Here is a 22,130-nt window from a genome sequence, read left to right as displayed (position 1 = left end):
GGGCCATCAGGCCTGCTCGGGCAGTCCCGCCTGCCCCGGCACCGCCTCCGGTTGAGCCCCGCGCGTCGGGCCTCCAGGTGAGGCGGTGCGGGGCTTCGCCCTGCCCACCCCCGCTCACCTGAAAGCCGTTCCTCATGACCCCGCTCACCGAGCAGCAGCTCCGCGCCTCCCTCGTCAACGCCACCCGCAGCGAGCGGCAGCGCATGATCGTCCCCGACCTCGACGCGGTCGACTGGGACCGCCTCGACTACCTCGGCTGGCGCGACCGCAAGCAGCCCCTGGCCGCGTACGTCGTCATGCCGCTCGACGACGCTCCCGACGCCGAGCCCGTCGGCGTCCTCCTGCGCGCCACCGAACGCACCGGCCCGCGCCGCGCCGCCATGTGCGCGTGGTGCGAGGACGTCGTCGCGACCCGCGACGTGCAGCTGTTCGTCGCCAGGCGCGGCGGAGCCGCCGGCCGCAAGGGAGACACCGTCGGCACGCTGATCTGCGGCGACTTCCGCTGCTCCCGGAACGTCCGTCGTCGGCCCTCCCTCGCCGAGGCGGGGCGCGACGACGACGCCGTCCGCCGGGCGATCGTCGAGCGGCGCGTCGCAGCCCTGCGCGAGCACGCCCGCGCGTTCCTCGACGAGGTGCGCCGCACCGCCTGATGGGCGACCTATCGGTAGAAGCCCTCGCGCAGGTTGATGCCGTGCTCGACCCACGCCTTGAGCGCGGCGAGCATGCCGGTCCAGCCCTCGCAGTTGCCGAACGCGCTCTTCGCGCCGTCCGGCGTGACGGCCCACGAGGACTCGGTGATGGTGACGAGGGTGCGGGTGTCGTCGTCGAGCGGCTCGAGCTCGAACGTCGTCGTGGTGGAGCCGGAGCCGTCGGCGGTGTCCGCACCCTCCCACCGGACGACGATGCGGCGGGGCGGGTCCGCCTCGAGGACGGTGACGGGGAAGCGGCCGGGGAAGTCGGCGAAGTCCCAGGACACGTCGGCCCCGGGCTCCAGGCGCCCGCGGGCGCCGCCGGTCGTGAAGTACTGGGACAGCTGTGCGGGGTCCGCGATGGCCTCGTAGACGTCACGGCAGGGGCGCGAGATGCGGCCCGAGACCGTGAAGGTGAGCTCGGAGAGTGCCTGCGTCGCGTTCATGTTGTATTTTTATCACATGAGTTCGCCGGCGCCCAGGGATGACGACGACCGCGCCGACGACGACGCGGTGTTCAAGGCCCTCGCCGCCCCGGTCCGACGCCGCATGCTCGACGCGCTCAAGGAGTCCACCCGCACCACCGGCGAGCTGTGCGCGCTGTTCCCCGAGCTCGACCGCACCACCGTGCTGCAGCACCTGCGCGTGCTCGAGCGGGCGGAGCTCGTCACCGGCCGCAAGGTGGGCCGCGAGCGGCACCTCGCGCTCGCGCCGCTGCCCATCAAGCGCCTCCACGACCGCTGGATCGGCGAGTACGCCCGCGCCGCCGTCGACCTGCTCGGACGGCTGGACGACGACGCCTGACCGGCGCCGCCCCGTCAGGTCCCGGCGGGCAGCACCAGCGTCGCGGAGCCCACGACGCCCACGACCGCCGCCACGACCGCCCCGGCCGCCTCCCGGACCGCGCTCCCCCGCCACCACGTCGCCGCCACTTCGCGCATCCGGGCGTCGGCCTCGCGGCGGCGCTCGCGCGGGACGCGGGGCCGGAGCCACCCCGAGCCCTCGGCGAGGGTGAGGAGCGCGGCCGTGCGGTCGCCGGGTGCCGCACCGTCGAGCAGGACACCGTGCACGCGACGGCGCAGCACGGCGACCGCGGGCCCCTCGACCGTGCGCCACCGGGTGCTGCGCAGCACGCCCCAGACGGCTCGGTCCTCACGCCGGAGCAGGCCCTGGGCGACGAGGCCGTCGAGCATCGGCCGCTCGACCCGGCGGGCCAGCACGTCGACGAGCTCCGTCGCGCGCCAGGGCGCCGACGCGGCGAGGTCGAGGGCGTCATCGAGCTCGCGGCGCCCGGTCGGCGCACGGTCGAGGACCACGACCGGCCCGTCCTCGCCGCGGGCCGGCAGCGCGACGCGCCCGGCGATCACCAGCTCGACGAGCAACGCGCCCGCGAGCCGGTAGGGCGCGTCGTCGAACAGCGACGGGCCGGTGCGCAGGTCGTCGTGGGCCAGGAGCAGCAGCTCTTCGGCGATGAGCACGTGGTGGGTCCTCCCGTGAAGCGCCTGGTCGTGGCCTCGTCGCCTACCAGTGCGCCGACTCTGCCACACCCGAGCGCGTCTGCGGCACCCCCCACGGGTTACCGTCCTGCAACGGCGCGGGCAGCGCGTCCTGCGGGGCGTCCTGGAACGTGACCCCGCGGAGGAACCGGCCGATCGCCGCGGTGCCCACGGACGTCGCGTCGGTCGTCGTGGCCGGCCACGGCCCGCCGTGCTGCATCGCCGGCGTGACGGCGACGCCGGTGGGCCAGCCGTCGACGAGCACCCGGCCGGCGTGCCGACCCAGCGTCGCCAGCAGCCCGGCGACCTCGGCCCCCTCGTCCGGGCCGCGGTGCACGGTCGCGGTGAGCTCTCCGGGGAAGAGCTCGGCGACCACGGCGCCCAGGTCCGTGCCCTCCGGGTACGTGACGAGCACCGCGAACGGCCCGAACACCTCCTCCAGCACCGTGTCACGGTGCTCGCGGAGCGAGGCCAGGTCCGTCTCGACGAAGGTCGGCGTCGTACGCACGACGCCGTCCTCCCCCGTCCGCGCGGACCCCTCGGCCAGGACGCCCACGCCGGGCGTGGCGAGGACGGCGGCCCGTCCGGCGACGTATCCCGCGCCGACGCGCGGGTTGAGGAGCGCGTGCTCGGGCACCGCGGCCGCCGCCTCGGCGACAACCCCGCCGAGGCCGTGGCCCTCGGGCACCAGCAGGAACCCCGGCTTCGTGCACAGCTGGCCCGCGGAGCCGCTGACCGATCCGACCCAGCCGCGGGCGATCTCCGCGCCGCGGTCGGCGAGGGCGGCGGGACGCACGAGCACCGGGTTGAGCGAGCCGAGCTCGCCGTAGAACGGGATCGGGTCGGGGCGCGACGCCGCAGCGTCGGCGAGCAGCCGGCCCACGCGCGTGGAGCCGGTGAACGCGGCGGCCCGGACCGCGGGGTGCGCCAGCAGGTCACGACCGGCGTCGTCCCCCTCGACCAGGGCGAAGGTGCCGCCCGGCAGCCCGGCGCCGGCGAGGGCGTCGGTCATGAGGTCGGCGACCCGGCGGGACAGCTCCACGTGCCCGGGGTGTGCCTTGACGATCACAGGACAGCCGGCGGCGAGCGTAGCCGCGGTGTCGCCGCCCGGCACGGAGAACGCGAAGGGGAAGTTGCTGGCCGCGAAGACGAGCACGGGACCGACCGGCCAGAGGGTGCGGCGCAGGTCGGGGCGCGGCCCGAGCACGAAGTCCGGGTCGGCGGCGTCGAGCCGGACGTCGAGGTAGGCGCCGGACTCGACCACCCGGCCGAACAGCCGCAGCTGCACCCGGGTGCGCTTGAGCTCGCCGCGCAGCCGGGCCTCGGCCAGCCGGGTCTCCGCCGCGGCGAGCGCGACCAGCTCGTCCTCGTGCGCACCGAGCACGTCGGCGACGGCGCGCAGCGCGTCGGCCCGCGTCGACGGCGGGAGGTCCGCGAGGAGGGGCGCGGCCGCGGCGGCGGCGCGGGCCGCCTCGTCCGCCTGCGCGGGCGCCGTCGTCGTCGGGGCACCTGTCGGGGTCGTCATCGTCTGCACCTCAGAACTGGAAGCCGGTGGGGAACGGGTCGCTCGGGTCGAGCAGGTAGGTGCCCAGGCCGGTGACCCAGGCACGACCGGTGATGGTGGGCAGCACGGCGGGGATCCCGGCGACCTCGGTCTCCCCCACGAGCCGCCCCACGAAGCGCGAGCCGATGAACGACTCGTTGACGAAGTCCGCGTCGAGCGCGAGCTCGCCCCGCGCCCACAGCTCCGCCATCCGGGCGGACGTGCCGGTGCCGCAGGGCGACCGGTCGAACCACCCGGGGTGGATCGCCATCGCGTGCCGGGAGTGCTCGGCGGTGGAGCCCGGCGCGATGAACTCGACGTGGTGGCAGTGGTCCACGCCCGCGATCGTGGGGTGCGACGGCGGGGCCGTGGTGTTGATCGCGTCCATGATCGCGAGCCCCGCGGCGAGGATGTCCTGCTGCCGGGCGCGGTCGAACGGCAGCTTCACGTCGTCGAGGTCGACCATCGCGTAGAAGTTGCCGCCGAACGCGAGCGAGTAGGGGACGGTGCCGAGCCCGGGCACGTCGACCTCGTCGTCGAGCCGGACGACGAAGCTCGGCACGTTCTCGATCGTCACCGACTCGGCGTGCCCGTCGCGCACGTCGACCCGAGCGACGACCACCCCGGCCGGGGTGTCCAGCCGGATGGTGGTCGTCGGCTCGGTGACCGTCACCATGCCCGTCTCCACCAGCACGGTGGCGACGCCGATCGTGCCGTGCCCGCACATCGGCAGGCAGCCGGAGACCTCGATGTACACGACGCCCCAGTCGCAGTCGTCGCGGGTCGAGGGCTGCAGGATGGCACCGCTCATCGCGGCGTGCCCCCGCGGTTCGTTGACGAGCAGCTGGCGCACGTCGTCGAGGTGCTCGATGAAGTGCAGCCGCTTGTCGTTCATCGTGGCGCCGGGGATCACGCCCAGCCCGGACGTGACGACGCGGGTGGGCATGCCCTCGGTGTGCGAGTCGACGGCGGTGAAGGTGCGGGACGATCGCATGGTCGGCCTCTCTGGGTGACGGGCTCGGTGTTGTCCAGGCTCGGAGTTGTCCGGGCTCAGCGCTGGGCGATGTACGCGAGGGCCTTCTCGGTGTCGGCACGCACGGCGGCCTCCTGCTCCGGGGACAGCGGGCCGCGCGGCGGGCGCGTCTCGATGCCGAACGGGCGCCCCGCGATCTGCGTGGACAGCTTGATGGCCTGCACGAACTCGGTGCGCGAGTCCCAGCGGAACATGGCGACCACGTTCTCGTACAGGTTCCGCGCGTCGGTGATCTTCCCGGCCCGCACCAGCTCGTAGAGCTCGACGGCGACCTCGGGGATCGCGTTCGGGTAGCCGGCGAACCAGCCCGTCGCGCCCATGACGAGCGACTCGAACAGCAGGTCGTCGGCCCCGGCGATGACGTCGATGTCGGCCACCTCGCGCAGCTCGGAGATCCGGCGCACGTCACCGGAGAACTCCTTGATCGCCACGACGTTCTCGAGCTGCGCGAGCTCGGCGACGAGGTCCGGCGTGAGGTCCACCTTGGTGTCGAACGGGTTGTTGTAGACCATGATCGGCAGGCCCACCTCGTTGACGCGGGCGTAGTGCTCGACGATCTCGCGCCGGTTGGCCCGGTAGATCGTGGGCGGCAGCAGCAGGACGGCGTCGGCGCCGTCCTCCTGGGCGAGCTCGGCCCAGTGCTGCGCCTGGTGCCAGCCCACGCCGTGCACGCCCGCGATGACGATGCCGCGGCCGGCGACGGCCTCCACGGCGGTCTGCACCACCTTGCGGCGCTCGTCGTCGGTGAGCGACGAGTACTCGCCGAGGGAGCCGTTGGGTCCCACGCCCCGGCAGCCGGCGTTCATGAGGTGGTCGACGTGTGCGGCGTAGCCGTCGTAGTCGACCGCGAGCCCGGCAGGCGCCGCGGCGTCGGGGGTGAACGGCAGCGTCGTCGCGACGACGACGCCGCCCAGGTCGATCTTCTGGGAGCTCATGCGGTGTGTCCTCTCGGTTCACGCGCCGCCGGGGCCGGGGCGCGAGGGTCGGTGTCGGGATGAGGGTCGGAGTCAGGGGCTGTCGGTCGCGGGGTCGTCGGGCAGGGTGGCGAGGTCGCCCAGCCGGACGGGCACGACGAGCGGCCTCCGGTCGGGCACCGCGGGCGTCGCCCCCGCGCCCTCGCCGGCCGCGGGCTCCGCGGCCCCGACGAGCTCCGCGACCGTGCGGCCGCAGATCCTCGCCTGGCAGGGGCCGAGCCCGGCGCGGCTGGTGAGGCGCACGGAGCGCAGGTCGGTCGAGGCGGTGGCGCAGGCGGCGGCGCGCAGGGTGCCGGCGTCGACCTCCTCGCAGCGGCAGACGAGGGTGTCGTCGCGCAGCCAGGAGGTCCAGCCGCCGCGGATGCCGTGCGCGGCCTCGAGCCGGCGCGCGAAGTCCGCGGACCGGTCCCGGCGGCGCACCGCGCGGGCGAGCGCGGCGTCGTCGGGCGCGCCGGTCGCGGCGTGGTGCCCGGCCACCCACCCCTCCGCGAGCGCGGCCTCGGCACCGCCGATGCCGGTCAGCTCGCCGGCGGCCCACACGCCGGGCGCGGTGGTGCGCTGGCGGTCGTCGACGACGACGAAGCGGTCGGAGGAGATCGCGCACGCCGCCGCGACCGCCAGCTCGAGGCGGGGCGTGAAGCCGTGCGAGACGCACACGGCGTCCGCCGCGACCGTGCGCTCGGTGCCCGGCACGGGCGACCACCGCGCGTCCACGCGCGCGACCGTCACCTCCTCGACCCGGCCGTCCCCTCGCGCGGCGACCACGGCCTCGCCGACCCGGTACGTGACGCGGTGCCGGGCGAGCGCCGCGGCGTACCCGCCGAGCTCGCCGGTCTTGTGGGCCGCGCCCAGCAGCCCGGCCGGCCGCGCGCCCCAGCCTCGGACCAGCGCCGCCGGGGTGGCGGCCTCGTGGACCGACAGCACGCGCGCGCCGGTGCGCAGCAGCGACGTCGCGACGGGCAGGAGGAACGGCCCCGCGCCGGCGACGACGACGCGGTCGCCGACGGCCACACGCTCGGCCTTGGCGAGGGCCTGGGCCGCGCCGGCGGTCGTGACTCCGGGCAGCTGCCAGCCGGGGAACGGGAGCGTCCGGTCGTGGGCCCCCGTGGCCAGCACGAGGGCGTCGGGGGTGAGAGTGAGGTGCTCGCGGCCCGCGGCGTCGGCGGTGCCGACCAGGACGCGCAGGAGCACTCCGTCGTCGAGCCGCTCGAGCGCCCACACCTGGGCCGACGTCAGCAGCGTGACCCGCGGGTGCCCGGCGACGACGTCTCGCAGCGCCGTGAACGTGCCCCAGCCGTGATGGAAGGAGGCCTCGTCGGGCGCCGTCGTCCCGCCCGGCTGCACCCGGTGCCGCCAGAACTGCCCGCCCACCTGGTCCGACGCGTCGAGCAGCGTCACCTCGGCGCCCGCGCGGGCGGCGGCGCGCGCGGCGGACAGGCCCGCCGGCCCGGCCCCGACCACGACCACCGCGCGGCGGCTCACGACGTCGCCTCCGCGCTCGTGCCGGGCAGCGGGTCGTGCTGCGTCTCGACGACGTCCCCGTCGGCCGCGCGCCGCAGGCACGCCCGCACGTCGCGGGCCCCGTTGACGGTGACGAGGCAGTCGAAGCACACCCCGATGCCACAGAACACGCCGCGGGGCGCGGCGTCGACGCTGGTGGTGCGCCACGACCGCCGCCGGGCGGCCAGCAGCATCCCCGCGATCGTCTGCCCCTCGATGCCCGCGAAGGGCTCGCCGTCGAGCGTGATGGTCAGCGGGCGCGGCCCGGCGTCCTGCCGGTGCGTGGTCATGAGGCCTCCCCTGGATCCTCGGACGGGGAACCCGCGGCGAGCACCGCGGGGCGGTCGACACGGAACGGCGCGGGGTCGACCTCGGGCGCCGCGCCGGTGAACAGGTCGGCGAGCAGCTCGCCGCTGACGGGCCCGAGCCCGATGCCGGCGCCCTCGTGCCCGGTCGCGACCCACAGGCCCGGCGTCCGCGGGTCGGGGCCCACGATCGGCAGGTGGTCGGGCACGTAGGGGCGGAACCCGAGATAGGTCCGCATGACGCTCGCGTCGGCGAGGAACGGGAACAGCCGCACGGCGCGGGCGGCCATCTCCCGCAGCACGGCGGCGCGCAGCCGGTCGTCGAAGCCGACCTGCTCGCGGCTCGACCCGATCAGCACGGTGCCCGCCGCGGTGGACTCGACCACGCTCGACGTCTGCAGCGCGGCGTCGCCGGACTGGGTGGCACCGACGTAGTCGCCGTCGTAGACCTTGTGCCGCACGACGTGCGGCATCCGGGTCGTGACCAGCACCATCCCCCGACGCGGGCGCACGGGGAGCGCGACCCCCAGCCGGGCGGCGACGACGCCGGACCACGGCCCCGCCGCCAGCACGACGGCGCCGGCCGGCACGTCGCCGGCGGTGGTGCGGACCCCGACCAGCCGATCGCCGTCGCGCAGCGCACCCACGACCTCGACACCGGTGCGCACCCGGGCCCCGGAACGTCGCGCCGACGCGAGCAGCGCCTCCGCCGCGGCGACGGGCTGCACCTGCGCGTCCTCGGGATACCAGACCGCGGCAGTGAGGCCGGGGTTCAGGGCCGGTTCGAGCTCGAGCGCACCGGCGACGTCGACCTCCCGCGCGTCCACCCCGGCGCTCCGCTGCCGGGCGGCGAAGTCCCGCAGGGGCTGGGCCCCCTCGGCCGTCGTCGCGGCGACCAGGCCGCCCTTGGGGTCGTACTCGACGGCGGGGAAGCGGGGTCCCAGCTCCTCGGCGAGCTCCTCGACGAGGGTCGGCCAGCGGCGAGCGGCGTGCTGCGCGAGGACCAGCTCGGGGCCGGGTTCCTTGTCGGAGACGAGCAGGTTGCCCTCGCCGTGGGCGGTGGTGCCCGACGCCGCGCCGCCGCGGTCGAGGACGGTCACGGCGAGCCCGCGACGGGCGAGCGCACGGGCGCACGCGGCACCCACGATGCCCGCCCCCACGACCACGACGTCGTCGGTCATCGACAGCTCCTTCGAGTAGATGGCCAGTAATATGTCACATACCAGGACGGGAGAGGGGTCGGCCACGTCGCCGAGCCCCGTCGGGTCAGTCCTCCTCGGGGCGCCCCGCCCACCAGCCGGTGGTGTGGCCGATGTGACGACGCATGAGGTCCCGCGCCCCGGAGGCGTCACCCGCGGCGAGCAGGTCGAGCAGCTCGTGGTGCTCGGCCGCCGACTGCTCCAGGTGATCGGTGGCGACCATCTGGGACAGGCCGAGCAGCCGCGCGCGGCTGCGCAGGTCGGCCACGACGTCCACCAGCAGGGGGTTGCCCGCCAGGGTGGTCAGCCGCAGGTGGAAGTCACGGTCGGCCTCGAGGTATGTCACCAGGTCGCCCGAGCGCGCCCCGGTGACGATGGCGTCGGCCTGCTCGCGCAGCGCCGGCAGCGCGCTCTGCGGGAAGCGGCCCGCGAGCTTCTCCATCGCCGGCGGCTCGAGGAGCTGGCGCACCTCCGCGATGTGGCTCAGCATCTCCGGCGACACCTCGGTGACCCGGAAGCCCTTGTTGCGGACCGCCGTGACGAACCCGCGCTTCTCGAGGTCCAGCATCGCCTCCCGCACCGGCGTCGCCGACACGGCGAAGCGGGCGGTGAGCGACGGCACGGAGACGAGGGTGCCCGGGGCGAGGTCGCCCGAGACGATCGCGGCGGTGAGTGCCCGCGACACGGTCTCACGCAGGCTCACGGGCGCCTCGATGCGGCGGAACGACGCTACGGCTTCCGACATGAGCACTTCCTCACGGGGTTGATCCGGGGGTGGTGGACATCACAGTAGTGCATGATATGTTACCGCCCACATCGGCTGGCAGGTCAAGACGACCCGCCAGGCGACGGGCACAGGGGCCGCGACCCGGCACCTCGCCCACCTGCAGGAACGGCGCGGTTCCGGGCATCTGCCGGCACCGGGTCGACCCCGCCGGACGCGACGACGCGGACGGCGGCAGCAGTACCGGACGACGACGTCAGCCGGCTCGCCCCCGGGCGACGCGGCAGGACATGTGCCATGTGATATACCACCGAGGAGATTGTCGTGGCGACCACCCCGAACCTGGCTCCCGAAGCGACCCGGGCGCCCGCCGTCGCTGCCGCGGGGCGCGCCGGCCGCCCGCTCGGCACCGACCGGGTCCGCCTCACCGGCGGCCTGCTCCACGCCTGGCAGCGGCGCAACCGCGTCGTCACCGTGCCGCACGTCGTCCGCGAGGTGCGGCAGGCCGGCAACCTCGACAACTTCCGGCGGCTCCACGACCCGGCGGTCGGCGACTACCGCGGGCGCTACCCGTTCCTCGACACCGACGTCTACAAGACGCTCGAGGGGATCGCCTACGAGCTCGGCCGCGAGCCCGCCGACGAGGACGAGGCCGCGGCGCTGGAGACTGCCCGCGACTTCTTCGAGGAATCGGTGGCGCTGATCGAGCGGGCCCAGCGGCCCGACGGCTACCTCGGCACCTTCTACCAGTCGCCGCAGAGCCCCAAGGAACCCTGGCAGGACCTCTCCTGGGGCCACGAGATGTACAACCTCGGGCACCTCGCCCAGGCCGCCGTGGCGGCGTCCCGCCAGCTCGGCGACCGCCGGCTCCTCGACGTCGCCGCGCGGTTCGCGGACCTCGTCGTCGAACGCTACGGCCCGGACGGCGAGCCGGCGTACTGCGGCCACCCCGAGGTGGAGATGGCCCTCGTGGAGCTCGCCCGCGAGACGGGCGACCGCCGCTACCTGGAGCAGGCCCGGCTGTTCGTCGACCGTCGCGGCGCCGGGACCCTCGCGCACACGATCTTCGCCGCGGACTACTTCCAGGACGCCGTGCCGCTGCGCGAGCTGGAGTCGGTCACCGGGCACGCCGTGCGCATGGTCTACCTCGCGGCCGGGGCCACCGACGTCGCGCTCGAGACGGACGACGCCGCGCTGCTCGCCCACCTCGAGCACCTGTGGGACGACATGGTGGCCCGCAAGTCCTACCTCACCGGCGGCATCGGCTCGCGGCACTCCGACGAGGCGTTCGGCGACCGGTTCGAGCTGCCCGCCGAGCGCGCCTACGCCGAGACGTGCGCCGCGATCGGCACGGCGCAGTGGGGCTGGCGGCTCTTCCTCGCCACCGGCCGCGCCGACGTGCTGGACCACGTCGAGCGGGTGCTGCACAACGCGTACGCCGTCGGCCTGTCCGAGGACGGCGCCGCGTTCTTCTACGACAACCCGCTGCAGCGCCGCCCCGACCACGAGCAGCGCAGCGGTGCCGAGAAGGACGGCGAGCTGCTGCGCCGGGCCTGGTTCGGCTGCCCCTGCTGCCCGCCCAACGTGGTCCGCTGGATGTCGGAGCTCCAGGACCACCTGGCCGTGGCCGACGACGACACCCTCACCCTGGCCCTCTACGCGAGCGCCACGATCGACTCCCCCGCCATGGACGTCGACGTGACGACGGACCTGCCGTGGGACGGCCGCGTCACCGTGCGCGTGCGCCGCGCCGCGGACGGCCCCACGACGCTCGCGCTGCGCGTGCCCGCCTGGGCCGACGGCGCCACCGCGACGGTGGACGGCGAGCCCGTCGCCGAGCTCGCGGCCGACGGCTGGCTCCGGCTGACCCGTGCCTGGGCGCCGGGCACGACGGTCGTGCTCGACCTGCCCATGCAGGTCCGCGCCGTCACCGCGCACCCGCACCTGGACGCCGCGCGCGGCACGGCCGCCGTCCTGCGCGGGCCGCTCGTGTACTGCGTCGAGCAGCAGGACTCCCCCGCCCCGGTGGACGACCTGCTCCTCGCCGCCGAGGACGTGCCCCGGCTCGCGGTCGACGAGGACCACCCGTGGCGCGTGCTGCGCGGCGACCTCGCCGTCGCGCCGCCGACGGGCGACGACCCGTACCCCCCGCTGGGCGCCACGGCGCCCACCACGCACCGCGCGCCGGTGGCCCTCGTGCCCTACGCGCTCTGGGGCAACCGCGAGGTGGGCGCCATGCGCGTCTTCCTCCGGACGTCCTGACCCGCACCACCGCACTCCCCGACCGACCCGTCGCACCATCCCCACCCTGGGAGGTTTTCCATGACACGACGAGTGACCAGACCAGCCCTCCGTGCCGCAGCGTTCGGCGTCGCGGCCCTCCTCGCGCTCGGCGCGTGCTCCTCCGGCGGCGGAGGCGGGGGCTCGACGGCGAGCACCGCCGGCGGCCTCCAGGGCGAGCCCGCCGAGGGCGGCGTCGTGCAGGTGCTGCAGAACGCCGACTTCTCCTACCTCGACCCGGCCAAGGGCTGGGACGGCGGCGTGAACAACTTCTACCGGCTCGTGTACCGCACGCTCACGACGCCCGCCTCGGGCAGTGCGGAGGACCCGAACGAGATCGTGCCCGACCTCGCCACGGACACCGGCACCGTGTCGGACGACGGCCTCACCTGGACGTTCACGCTCAAGGACGGGCTGAAGTTCGACAACGGGGACCCGATCACGTCCGCCGAGGTGAAGTTCGGCGTCTCCCGCGCCTGGGACCCGGAGATCGGCATCGGCTCCCCGTACGCCAAGCAGGTCATCGACGCCCCGAAGGACTACGAGGGCCCGTACAAGTCCGGCGACCTGCCGACCATCGAGACGCCCGACGACACCACGATCGTCTTCCACCTCAAGGCGCCGTTCCCCGACTTCCCGGCCGTCGCGTCGCAGCCGAACTTCGCGCCGTTCCCCGTCGGCTCCGGCGCCGGCGACGAGTTCCTCAACGACATCGTCGCGTCCGGCCCGTACACGCTCGACGAGTACACCCCCGGCAGCGTCATCAAGCTCGTGCGCAACGAGAACTGGGACCCGGCCACGGACGAGGTGCGCACCGCCAAGCCGGACGGCTGGAACTTCCAGCTCGGCCTCGACCCGGCCACCATCGACGAGCGCCTGCTCGCCGGCCAGGGCACGGACGTCAACGCCATCGGCGGCAACCTGCAGCCCGCCACCCTCGCCCGCCTGCAGGACCCGAAGTACAAGGACCGCCTGGTCGACTGGCCGGGCGTCTGCACCACGTACATGGGCCTGAACACGACCAAGAAGCCGCTCGACGACGTCAAGGTGCGCCAGGCGATCTCGTACGCGGTGGACAAGGCGGCCGTGCAGAACGGCACCGGCGGCACGATGCTCGCCGACATCGCCAGCACGACCATCCCGGAGTCGGTCGCCGGGTACAAGGAGTTCGACCTCTACCCCAGCGAGGGGAACACCGGCGACGTCGAGAAGGCCAAGGAGCTGCTCGCCGAGGCCGGCTACCCGGACGGGTTCGAGATGACGCTCGACATGCGCACGCAGCCCAAGCTGCAGGCGCAGGCCGAGGCCGTCCAGCAGTCGCTGTCCCGCGTGGGCATCAAGGTCACCTTCAACCCGATCGACACCTCGAAGTTCTACGAGACGATCGGCACGCCCAAGCTGCAGAACGACGCCGCGATCACCGGCTGGTGCCCGGACTGGGCGTCGTCGGCCAGCACGGTCATCCCGCCGCTGTTCGACGGGCGCCGCATCACCGACAAGGGCAACTCGAACCTCGGCCAGATCGACGACCCGGCGATCAACTCCGCCATCGACGACGCGCTCGCCATCACCGACCCGGCGGCGGCGAACGAGGCGTGGGGCAACCTCGACGAGCAGGTCCTCGCCGAGGCGCCGATCGTGCCGCTGCTGGTGGAGAAGGTCGTGCTGCTGCCCGGCGAGAACGTCACCGGGGTGTACTCCAGCCCCGGCGTCGCGACCGGTGGGCTCGACTACACCGGCGTCGGGCTCAAGGACCCGAGCAAGGGCTGATGCCATGACCCTCAGCATGACCACGCTCGAGGCAGAGACCGGGGGCGCGCCGTCCGTCGGCGACGCGCCCCCGGCGCCCCGGCAGGGCGTCTGGCACCACCTGCTCCGCAGCCGCGGGGCGGTGCTCGCCCTGTCGTACATCGCGCTCGTCGCGCTCCTGGCCGTCGCCGCGCCGCTCGTCGTCAAGCTCTCCGGCTGGGGGCCGTACGAGTTCGACCAGGCCGCCATCGACCCCAACCTCGGCGGCCTGCCGATCGGCCCGCTCGGCGGGATCAGCGCCGAGCACTGGTTCGGTGTCGAGCCCGGCACCGGCCGCGACCTGTTCGCACGCATCGTCTACGGCGCGCGCACCTCCATGCTCATCGCGCTCGCCGCGACCGCCCTCACCACCCTGCTCGGTGTCCTCTTCGGACTCCTCGCCGGGTACCACGGGGGCAAGGTCGACCAGGTCGTCTCGCGCGTCATGGACTTCCTCATGGCGTTCCCCGCCCTGATCTTCATGATCGCGATCCTGTCGGCGCTGCCCGCGAGCAACCGCGCGCCGCTGCTGGTGCTCGTCATCTCGGTGTTCGGGTGGCCCTACCTCGCCCGGGTGGTGCGCGGGCAGACCATGACGATCACGCAGCGCGAGTTCGTCGAGGCGGCCCGGGCGTCCGGGGCGTCGGGCTGGCGGATCGTGCTGCTGGAGATCCTGCCGAACCTGCGCTCCACGATCATCGTCATGACGACGCTCGCCGTGCCCGGGTACATCGGCACCGAGGCCGGGCTGAGCTTCCTCGGCGTGGGCGTCGTCCCGCCGACCCCGTCCTGGGGGCAGATGATCGCGCAGTCGATGAGCTGGTACGCCGTCGACCCGATGTACTTCCTGATCCCCGGAACCTTCCTGTTCCTGCTCGTGCTGTCCTTCACGGTCCTCGGCGACCGGCTCAAGGACGTCGTCGACGCGGGAGAGAGGCGCTGATGGTCCGCTTTCTCGTGACGAGGCTCGCCGGCATGGTCGGGGTGCTGTTCCTCGTCGTCCTGTTCACGTACGCGATCTTCTTCGCGCTCTCCCCCGACCCGGCCGTGCAGATCTGCGGCAAGAACTGCACGCCGGAGCTGATCGACCAGATCCGGAACAACCTGGGCCTGGACCGGCCGTTCTACGAGCAGTTCTTCGGCTTCCTCGCCGGGCTGTTCGTGGGCACCACGTACGGCACGGGCGCCAACGCGATCGACTGCGCGGCGCCCTGCCTCGGCTATTCCTTCCAGACCGGGCAGCCCGTGCTCGAGATGTTCGAGCAGCGCTTCGGCGTCTCGGCCACGCTCGCCGTGGGCGCGGCCGTGCTGTGGCTGCTCATGGGCGTCTCCGGCGGCATGATCGCGGCGATCAAGAAGGGCACCTGGTTCGACCGGGCCGCGACCGGCGCCGCCCTGGGCGGTGTCTCCATCCCCAACTACGTGCTCGCCCTGGTGCTGCAGTACGTGCTGGTGGTGCGGCTCGGGTGGCTGCCGTTCCCCCAGGCGGTGCCGTTCGCCGCCGACCCCGGGCAGTGGTTCCTCAACTTCGTCATGCCGTGGCTGGTGCTCGCGTTCACCTACGCGTCGATGTACCAGCGGCTGACGCGGGCGAACGTGCTCGACACGCTCGACGAGAACTTCGTGCGCACCGCCCGCGCCAAGGGCCTCGCGCCGCGGCTGGTGTGGCGGCGGCACGCGCTGCGGCCCGCGCTCACGCCGGTCGTGACGCTGTTCGGCATGGACTTCGCCGGCCTGCTGGGCGGCGCGATCATCATCGAGACCGTCTTCGGCCTCAACGGCATCGGCAAGATGGCGTCCGACTCGATCACCAAGAACGACCAGCCGGTGATCATGGGCGTCACGCTCGTCGCGGCGTTCCTGGTGATCGTCGGGAACGTGATCGTCGACATCGTCTACACGACCATCGACCCGCGCGTCCGGGTCGGGGCCCGGGCATGAGGGGGCGAGCATGAGCACGCTGCTCGAGGTCGAGGACCTCACCATCACCTTCCGGACGGCGCACGGGCCGGTCGACGTCGTGGACGGGCTCTCGTTCACGCTGGAGCAGGGCGCGTCGCTGGGGATCGTCGGCGAGTCGGGCTCCGGCAAGTCGATGACGTCGCTGGCGGTCATGGGGCTGCTGCCGCCCACGGCGAGCCTGCGCGGCCGGGTCTCCCTGGACGGCGCCGAGCTCACGGCGCTGCCCGAGTCGAAGGTGCGGCGCCTGCGGGGCGACCGCATGGCGATGATCTTCCAGGACCCGTTGTCCTCGCTGAACCCGTACTACACGGTGGGGATGCAGATCGAGGAGGCCTACCGGGCGCACCGGCCCGGGGTCACCCGGCGGGCCGCCCGCAAGGTCGCCGTCGAGGCGATGGAGCGGGTGCACATCGCCGACGCGGGCCGGCGGGTGGACCACTACCCGCACCAGTTCTCCGGCGGCATGCGCCAGCGCGTGATGATCGCGATGGCGCTCTCCACCGAGCCGGACCTGCTCATCGCGGACGAGCCCACCACCGCGCTCGACGTCACCGTGCAGGCCCAGATCCTCGACCTGCTGCAGGAGGTGCGACGGGAGACCGGGACGGCGCTGATCCTCATCTCGCACGACCTCGCCGTCGTCTCCGAGATCGCCGAGCACGTCGTCGTCATGCGGCACGGCGTGGCCGTGGAGCAGGCGCCCGCCGACCGGCTGTTCTCCGACCCGCAGCACCCGTACACGCGGGCGCTGCTCGACGCCGTCCCGCGGATCGACGACGAGATCGGCGACCTGCGGGGCATCGACACCGCAGCCAGCACCGCCGGCGTGGGAGGGAAGCGATGAGCGCGACCAGCACCGGGCAGAGCACCGCGGCCGGCACCGGATCGAGGGCCGTCACCCCCGCGAGCGCACCGGCGGCCTCGACGGCGCACGACGACGGGCCGCTGCTGCGCGCCACGGACCTGGTCAAGGAGTTCGCGGTGCCCGGCACCGGCGGGCTGCTGGGCCGGGCGGACACGTTCCGCGCGGTGGACGGCGTGAGTCTCGAGGTGCGCGCGCGGGAGACGCTGGCCCTGGTCGGCGAGTCGGGCTCCGGCAAGTCGACGACGGCGCGGATCGTCGCGCGGCTGACGGACGCGACGTCGGGCGAGGTCGTCTTCGACGGCGAGCCGGTGACGCACGCGAAGGGCGACCGTCTGCGCCGGTTCCGCAGCGAGGTGCAGGTGGTCTTCCAGGACCCGTACTCGTCGCTCAACCCGCGGCACACGGTGGAGCGGATCGTCACCGCGCCGCTGGTCTACCAGGGGCGGGAGGTGCCGGGCGGCACCCGGGCGTTCACCCAGCAGCTCATGGAGCGCGTGGGCCTGGACCCCGACCACCACCGCCGGTACCCGTCGCAGTTCTCGGGCGGCCAGGCGCAGCGCATCGGCATCGCCCGCGCGCTCGCCGTGTCGCCGCGGCTCGTGGTCTGCGACGAGGCCGTCTCCGCGCTCGACGTGTCCGTGCAGGCGCAGATCATCAACCTGCTGCGCCGGCTGCAGCGCGAGGAGGGGTTCAGCTACCTCTTCATCGCGCACGACCTCGCCGTCGTGCGGCAGATCGCCGACCGTGTGGCCGTGATGTCGAAGGGGCGCATCGTCGAGCAGGGCGAGCGCGACGCCGTCTTCGACGACCCGCAGCACGAGTACACCCGGACCCTGCTGGCCGCCGTGCCGCGCATCCGCCCCGAGTGGGAGCGGGCGCGCCGCGAGGCCGCGGAGGTGCGGGCCGCGACCGTAGCCACCGAGGAGGAGACCACCGCGTGACCACCTATCACCTGCCGGGACTGCACGTCACGGAGCGCACGACGGCGGTCCCCCTCGACCACGCCCGGCCCGAGGGCGAGCAGATCGACGTCTTCTGGCGCGAGCTGGTCGACCCCGAGCGCCGCGGCGACGACCTGCCCCTGCTGGTCTACCTGCAGGGCGGGCCGGGCGGCGCGTCGCCGCGCCCGCTGAAGCGGGACGGCTGGCTCGACGAGGCCCTGACGACGTACCGCGTGATCCTGCCGGACCAGCGCGGTACCGGCCGCAGCACGCCGCTGGACGGGGAGGCGGTCGCGGCGCGCGGGGACGCCGTCGCGGGCGCCGACTACCTGGCGTGCTTCCGGGCGGACTCGATCGTCGCCGACCTGGAGCACGTGCGGCGCACGCACTACGACGGCCGCCGGTGGGCCACCCTGGGCCAGTCGTTCGGCGGGTGGATCACGCTCGCCTACCTGTCGACGGCGCCGGAGGGGCTGGCCGCCTGCTACGTCGCGGGCGGCATCCCGGGCACGCCCGCGAGCGCCGACGAGGTGTACCGGCGCACGTTCGCGCGCGCCGAGGCCAAGACGCGGCGCTTCTACGACCTGTACCCGCAGGACGTCGACGCCGTGGCCGCGATCGCCGACCGGCTCGCCGAGGGCGACGTGCGCCTGCCCGACGGCGACGCGCTCACGGTGCACCGGTTCCAGTCCCTGGGGATCGACCTGGGGATGAAGCCCGGGTCCGAGCGCCTGCACTGGCTGGTCGACGAGGCGTTCGTGCGCCCCGGCCGCCTGTCGCACGCGTTCCTGGAGCAGGTGCTGGTGCGCTCGTCGTCGGCGTCGAACCCCCTGTTCTGGACGCTCCAGGAGTCCATCTACGGCGACGGCGCGAACGGCCCGACGGCGTGGGCGGCGCAGCGCGCCCGCGACGAGCGGCCGCAGTTCGGGCCCGACGAGCGGCCCCTGCTGCTCACCGGCGAGATGGCGTTCCCGTGGATGTTCGACGAGGTGCGGCTGCTGAGGCCGTTCGCGCCGGCGGTGCACGAGCTCGCCGCGCGCCGGGAGTGGAGCCCGTTGTACGACGTCGAGCGCCTCGCCGCGAACGACGTGCCGCTGGCCGCGGCGGTCTACTTCGACGACATGTACGTGGACTCGGGCCTGCAGCTCGACACCCTGTCCAGGCTGGGGAGCTCGCACGCCTGGGTCACCAACGAGTACGAGCACGACGGGATCGGCGACCCCCGGGTGCTGCGGCGCCTGCGGGAGCTGGTCCGGGACGCAGGAGGAGAACGACGATGACGCAGCAGGCCCACCACCACCGGCCCCCGCACTCGGGCAACCGCACCCCGCGCCTCACGGAGGTGCCGGCCTTCACCGAGATGATCGCCCAGGGCTGGTCCACCGACGTCGTGCCCGCCCGGGTGCCCGACGACGCGGCCGAGGCCGCCGCGGCGCACCGTGCCCGGCTGGCGGAGCGGCTCGGCGGGCGGACCGTCGTCGTCGGCGCCGGGCGCGCGCCCGTGCGCAGCAACGACACGTCGTACGACTTCCGCGCCGACAGCGACTTCGTGTGGCTGACGGGCTGCCAGCTCGAGGACGCCGTCGTCGTGCTGCACGGGGCGGACGCCGTGCTCTACGCGCCGCCGCCCGCGCGGCCGGGCGACCCGGCGTTCTTCTCCGACGCGATGCACGGCGAGCTGTGGGTGGGCGCCTCGCCCGGGCTCGGCGAGTGGGCGCAGGCGCTCGGCGTCCCGGTGCGCCCGCTCGCGGAGCTGGACGACGCCCTGGCGCACGGCTCCGGCTGGTGGGCCGGGCGCGCGGTGCCGGCCGACGTCGTGGCGCGGCACGGCCTGGAGCCGTCGGCCGAGCTCGCGCGGGCGTGCGCGGACCTGCGCATGGTCAAGGACGCCTGGGAGGTGGCGCAGCTGCGTGCCGCCGTCGACCACACGGTGACCGGCTTCGAGGCCGTCGTGCGGGAGATCCCGACGGCGGTCCGGGCCGGTGGCGAGCGCTGGCTGCAGGGCACGTTCGACCGGCACGCCCGCACCACCGGCAACGGGCCGGGCTACGCGACGATCGTCGGCAGCGGCCCGCACGCGCCCACCCTGCACTGGGTGCGCTGCGACGGCCCGGTGCTCCCCGACGCGCCCCTGCTGCTCGACATGGGCGTCGAGGAGAACACGCTCTACACGGCCGACGTGACCCGCACGGTGCCGCCGTCGGGCCGATTCACGGACACGCAGCGGGCCGTGCACGACCTCGTGGAGAAGAGCCACCGCGCCGGGATGGCGCACGTGCGCCCGGGGGTGAACTACCTCGACTTCCACTACGCGGCCATGGAGGTGATCGCGCAGGGCCTGCACGACTGGGGCCTGCTGCCCGTCTCCGTCGACGAGGCCCTCTCTCCGCAGGGCCAGCACCACCGGCGCTGGCTCGTGTGCGGCATCGGGCACCACCTGGGCCTCGACGTGCACGACTGCGCGCACAGCGAGTGGCAGCAGTACATGGGCGCCGACCTGGAGCCGGGCGTCGTCATGACCGTGGAGCCGGGCCTGTACTTCCACGCCCACGACCTCACCGTGCCGCCGGAGCTGCGCGGCGTCGGCGTGCGGCTGGAGGACGACCTGCTCGTCACCCCGGACGGCCACGAGGTGCTGTCCGACGCCCTGCCCATCGACGCGGCCGGCGTCGAGGCCTGGACGGCGGAGCGGCTGCCCGCCGTCGTCTGAGACGTCCCCGCCCCGGGCGGGGTCCGCACCACCGCAGCACCAACGTCAGGCACCACCTCGCAGACGAAGGGAACACTGCAGTGAAGAGCATCCGAGCCAGGTCCGGCCGGGCGGTCGCGGCCGCTGCGGTCACGGCGGCCGCGACGGCCGTGTCGTTGCTCGCCGTGGCGGGCCCCGCCACGGCCGAGGACGCCGCGACGATCCCGGTCGCCGCCGACGGCACCGTGGCCGCCGACCCGGCGTACGACGGGCCGCAGGTCACCGAGGTCCGCGTGATCAACGAGGGCAAGTTCCTCGAGATCTCGTGGGACCGGTACGTCGACGAGACGGCGGCGGTGAGCCCCGAGCACGTCACGCTCACCCAGGGCGGCACGGCCGTCACCCTCACGCCCAAGCCCGCCACCGGGCCCACCGACACGATCTTCTTCGACAAGGACAACCGGCAGATCGCGGCGTCGGACGCGAACAGCATGGCCCGTCTGCCCGAGGACCTGCACCTGGCGAGCATCGCCTACACGGGCACGCTCGACCCGGACGAGCCCCTCACCGTCACGGTGGACGGGTCGCAGATCGAGGACGCGGAGGGCCGGCCCGCCCGGGACGCGACGTACACGGGCGTCCCGCGCCTCGACTACTACACGCAGTCCGTGACGACCGGGTCCGGGATCGTCGTCAAGGCGAACCCGCGCGTCGACCCGGCCACGCTCGACCTGGCCGCCGCGCAGGTGGACGTCCAGCTCGGGAAGTCCGACAACGGGATCGCGGCGCGGATGGCCGACTTCGGCTGCTCGCTCGCCGTGTACGCGTCCCGGGAGAACGCCTACCTCGTGCCCGAGCACCGGGGCGGCTACGACCCCGAGATGTACGACGTCGAGGGATACGGCGGGAGCGAGTGGAACGGCTGCGTGTCGTCCATCTCCGAGCGCAACGTGCTGCGCACCCGCGGGGACGAGAACGCGTTCCTCAACACCGGCTACCCGAACGAGAACATCCTGATCCACGAGTTCGGCCACGCCGTACGGCTCGTGGGCATCGAGACCCTGGCCGACACGGGTCTGTCCGACGAGCTGTACGACGCGTACGAGAACTCGTGGTCCACCGGCCGGTGGCCGAACACGTACGCGATCGGCAACATCGACGAGTACTTCGCCACGCTGTCCGCCATCTGGTTCGACGTCATGGCGGAGAAGCCGGACTGGACCGACGGGGTGCGCAGCCCGATCAACACCCGCGCCGAGCTGAAGGCGTACGACCCGCAGGCGTACGCGCTCCTCGCCAAGGTCTACCCCGCCGACCTGACCCTCCCGGCCCCGTGGGACGAGCCGGCGCCCGACGTCTACCACGGCGACTACACCCAGCTCCCGGAGCGGCCCGAGCGCGCCACCGCCGAGGACGTCGACTTCGCCGCCGACAGGTTCCGCATCGTCACCGACGGGATCGGCACCGAGTACCAGGTCGACCGGTACGCGGGCGACGCCGACCACCCCGAGCGCGACGTCGTCGTCTGGTCGAGGTGGGGCGACGGCGTCTGGTCCCTCGCCCCCGCGGGCGGCGGCGCGTACACGATCGCCGCCTCCGACGGGTCCGGTGCGCTGACGGCCGTCTCGGACACCGAGGTGCGGTACGCCGGCGTCGAGGCGGACCCGGACGACCCGCGGCAGCGGTGGACGTTCGTGCCCGACACCTCGACGGAGGCCGAGCCGTACGACGGGCACCTGGTGAACGCGGGCACCGGCGGCGCGCTCGACGTCGACGGCCGCACCACGTCCGGCGTCTCGCTCACCCTGACCGCCCCGGCCGACGCGACCCGGTGGCTGCTGGAGGACACGACCCGCACGGCGGCCCAGGGCGTCGGCGCCTACCTGCTGCCGGACGTCACGGCGCCGGAGGTCACGTCCGCGTGGGCCCACCCGAACCGGAAGTCCCTGACCCTCGACGCCACGGACGACGCGTCCGGCGTCGCCCTCCTGGAGTACCGGGTCGGCCGCGACGCGTGGGCCACCTACCGAGGAGCGATCAGCATCGGTCCGCGCGACCGCGTCGAGGCGCGCGCCACGGACCGTGCGGGCAACGTCTCGTCGGTCCTCGTCGTCACGCGCTAGCCCAGACACCGAACAGGCG

At 74.1% G+C, this 22,130-nt stretch carries 20 protein-coding genes; 11 read left to right on the top strand and 9 right to left on the bottom strand.

The features are described 5' to 3' along the window. Positions 1–134: 134 nt before the first annotated feature. Positions 135–650, top strand: coding sequence for an FBP domain-containing protein (locus ACQP60_RS09660; protein ID WP_429731320.1), 516 nt, complete (start codon positions 135–137; stop codon positions 648–650). A gap of 8 nt (positions 651–658) precedes the next feature. Here ACQP60_RS09660 and ACQP60_RS09655 read toward each other — a convergent pair whose 3' ends face one another. Next, entirely contained in the window at positions 659–1,135 is a 477-nt protein-coding gene (locus ACQP60_RS09655; protein ID WP_429731318.1) for an SRPBCC domain-containing protein, read from the bottom strand. Positions 1,136–1,151: 16 nt separating this feature from the next. Between ACQP60_RS09655 and ACQP60_RS09650 the strand changes: the two genes are divergently transcribed. After that, a complete protein-coding gene (locus ACQP60_RS09650) occupies positions 1,152–1,493 on the top strand; it encodes an ArsR/SmtB family transcription factor (RefSeq protein ID WP_429731315.1) in 342 nt (113 codons plus the stop codon). Positions 1,494–1,507: 14 nt separating this feature from the next. On the opposite strand, the gene ACQP60_RS09645 is transcribed toward ACQP60_RS09650, so the two are convergent. The 8 genes from ACQP60_RS09645 to ACQP60_RS09610 form a co-directional block, all read right to left on the bottom strand. Further along, complete coding sequence (locus ACQP60_RS09645) at positions 1,508–2,167, bottom strand: GOLPH3/VPS74 family protein (RefSeq protein ID WP_429731312.1); 660 nt, start codon at positions 2,165–2,167, stop codon at positions 1,508–1,510. 43 nt (positions 2,168–2,210) lie between these two features. Beyond that, positions 2,211–3,710 carry an aldehyde dehydrogenase (NADP(+)) gene (locus tag ACQP60_RS09640; RefSeq protein WP_429731309.1) on the bottom strand — a complete coding sequence of 500 codons (1,500 nt, stop codon included), beginning with the start codon at positions 3,708–3,710 and terminating at the stop codon, positions 2,211–2,213. Positions 3,711–3,720: 10 nt separating this feature from the next. Further along, entirely contained in the window at positions 3,721–4,722 is a 1,002-nt protein-coding gene (locus ACQP60_RS09635) for a proline racemase family protein (protein ID WP_429731306.1), read from the bottom strand. A gap of 56 nt (positions 4,723–4,778) precedes the next feature. After that, a complete protein-coding gene (locus tag ACQP60_RS09630; RefSeq protein WP_429731304.1) occupies positions 4,779–5,696 on the bottom strand; it encodes a dihydrodipicolinate synthase family protein in 918 nt (305 codons plus the stop codon). A 72-nt stretch (positions 5,697–5,768) separates the two neighbouring features. Further along, the gene (locus ACQP60_RS09625; protein ID WP_429731301.1) at positions 5,769–7,217 is read right to left on the bottom strand and encodes an FAD/NAD(P)-dependent oxidoreductase; all 1,449 of its coding nucleotides are present in this window, start codon (positions 7,215–7,217) and stop codon (positions 5,769–5,771) included. Beyond that, on the bottom strand, positions 7,214–7,525 hold the full coding sequence (locus ACQP60_RS09620) for a (2Fe-2S)-binding protein (RefSeq protein ID WP_429731297.1): 312 nt from the start codon (positions 7,523–7,525) through the stop codon (positions 7,214–7,216). Before ACQP60_RS09620 ends, ACQP60_RS09625 begins: the two co-directional genes overlap by 4 nt. Then, positions 7,522–8,721 (bottom strand): NAD(P)/FAD-dependent oxidoreductase, encoded by a 1,200-nt coding sequence (locus ACQP60_RS09615; RefSeq protein WP_429731294.1) that lies wholly within the window; start codon positions 8,719–8,721, stop codon positions 7,522–7,524. Before ACQP60_RS09615 ends, ACQP60_RS09620 begins: the two co-directional genes overlap by 4 nt. Positions 8,722–8,806: 85 nt before the next feature. Next, complete coding sequence (locus ACQP60_RS09610; RefSeq protein WP_429731291.1) at positions 8,807–9,484, bottom strand: GntR family transcriptional regulator; 678 nt, start codon at positions 9,482–9,484, stop codon at positions 8,807–8,809. A gap of 303 nt (positions 9,485–9,787) precedes the next feature. Between ACQP60_RS09610 and ACQP60_RS09605 the strand changes: the two genes are divergently transcribed. The 9 genes from ACQP60_RS09605 to ACQP60_RS09565 all read left to right on the top strand — a co-directional run bounded on the left by ACQP60_RS09605 (position 9,788) and on the right by ACQP60_RS09565 (position 22,111). Beyond that, positions 9,788–11,725, top strand: coding sequence for a glycoside hydrolase family 127 protein (locus tag ACQP60_RS09605; protein WP_429731288.1), 1,938 nt, complete (start codon positions 9,788–9,790; stop codon positions 11,723–11,725). Between the two features lie 72 nt (positions 11,726–11,797). Further along, complete coding sequence (locus ACQP60_RS09600) at positions 11,798–13,513, top strand: ABC transporter substrate-binding protein (RefSeq protein ID WP_429731285.1); 1,716 nt, start codon at positions 11,798–11,800, stop codon at positions 13,511–13,513. Positions 13,514–13,517: 4 nt separating this feature from the next. Then, positions 13,518–14,474 (top strand): ABC transporter permease, encoded by a 957-nt coding sequence (locus tag ACQP60_RS09595; RefSeq protein ID WP_429731282.1) that lies wholly within the window; start codon positions 13,518–13,520, stop codon positions 14,472–14,474. Continuing rightward, positions 14,474–15,472 (top strand): ABC transporter permease, encoded by a 999-nt coding sequence (locus ACQP60_RS09590; protein ID WP_429731279.1) that lies wholly within the window; start codon positions 14,474–14,476, stop codon positions 15,470–15,472. Before ACQP60_RS09595 ends, ACQP60_RS09590 begins: the two co-directional genes overlap by 1 nt. A 10-nt stretch (positions 15,473–15,482) precedes the next feature. Next, a complete protein-coding gene (locus ACQP60_RS09585; protein WP_429731276.1) occupies positions 15,483–16,337 on the top strand; it encodes an ABC transporter ATP-binding protein in 855 nt (284 codons plus the stop codon). Then, positions 16,334–17,299: an ATP-binding cassette domain-containing protein gene (locus ACQP60_RS09580; RefSeq protein ID WP_429731273.1), complete on the top strand. Its 966-nt coding sequence runs from the start codon at positions 16,334–16,336 to the stop codon at positions 17,297–17,299. The genes ACQP60_RS09585 and ACQP60_RS09580 overlap by 4 nt, the downstream gene beginning before the upstream one ends. After that, the gene (locus ACQP60_RS09575; protein WP_429731270.1) at positions 17,296–18,579 is read left to right on the top strand and encodes an alpha/beta fold hydrolase; all 1,284 of its coding nucleotides are present in this window, start codon (positions 17,296–17,298) and stop codon (positions 18,577–18,579) included. Before ACQP60_RS09580 ends, ACQP60_RS09575 begins: the two co-directional genes overlap by 4 nt. Further along, positions 18,576–20,009, top strand: a complete 1,434-nt coding sequence (locus ACQP60_RS09570; RefSeq protein ID WP_429731267.1) for an aminopeptidase P family protein — start codon at positions 18,576–18,578, stop codon at positions 20,007–20,009. The genes ACQP60_RS09575 and ACQP60_RS09570 overlap by 4 nt, the downstream gene beginning before the upstream one ends. Before the next feature lie 80 nt (positions 20,010–20,089). Next, positions 20,090–22,111, top strand: coding sequence for an RICIN domain-containing protein (locus tag ACQP60_RS09565; protein ID WP_429731265.1), 2,022 nt, complete (start codon positions 20,090–20,092; stop codon positions 22,109–22,111). Positions 22,112–22,130 lie beyond the last annotated feature (19 nt).

This window comes from Isoptericola variabilis (genome assembly GCF_050311655.1).
GTDB classification, from domain to species: domain Bacteria; phylum Actinomycetota; class Actinomycetes; order Actinomycetales; family Cellulomonadaceae; genus Isoptericola; species Isoptericola variabilis.
This window is presented reverse-complemented; position numbering and strand designations above follow the sequence as displayed.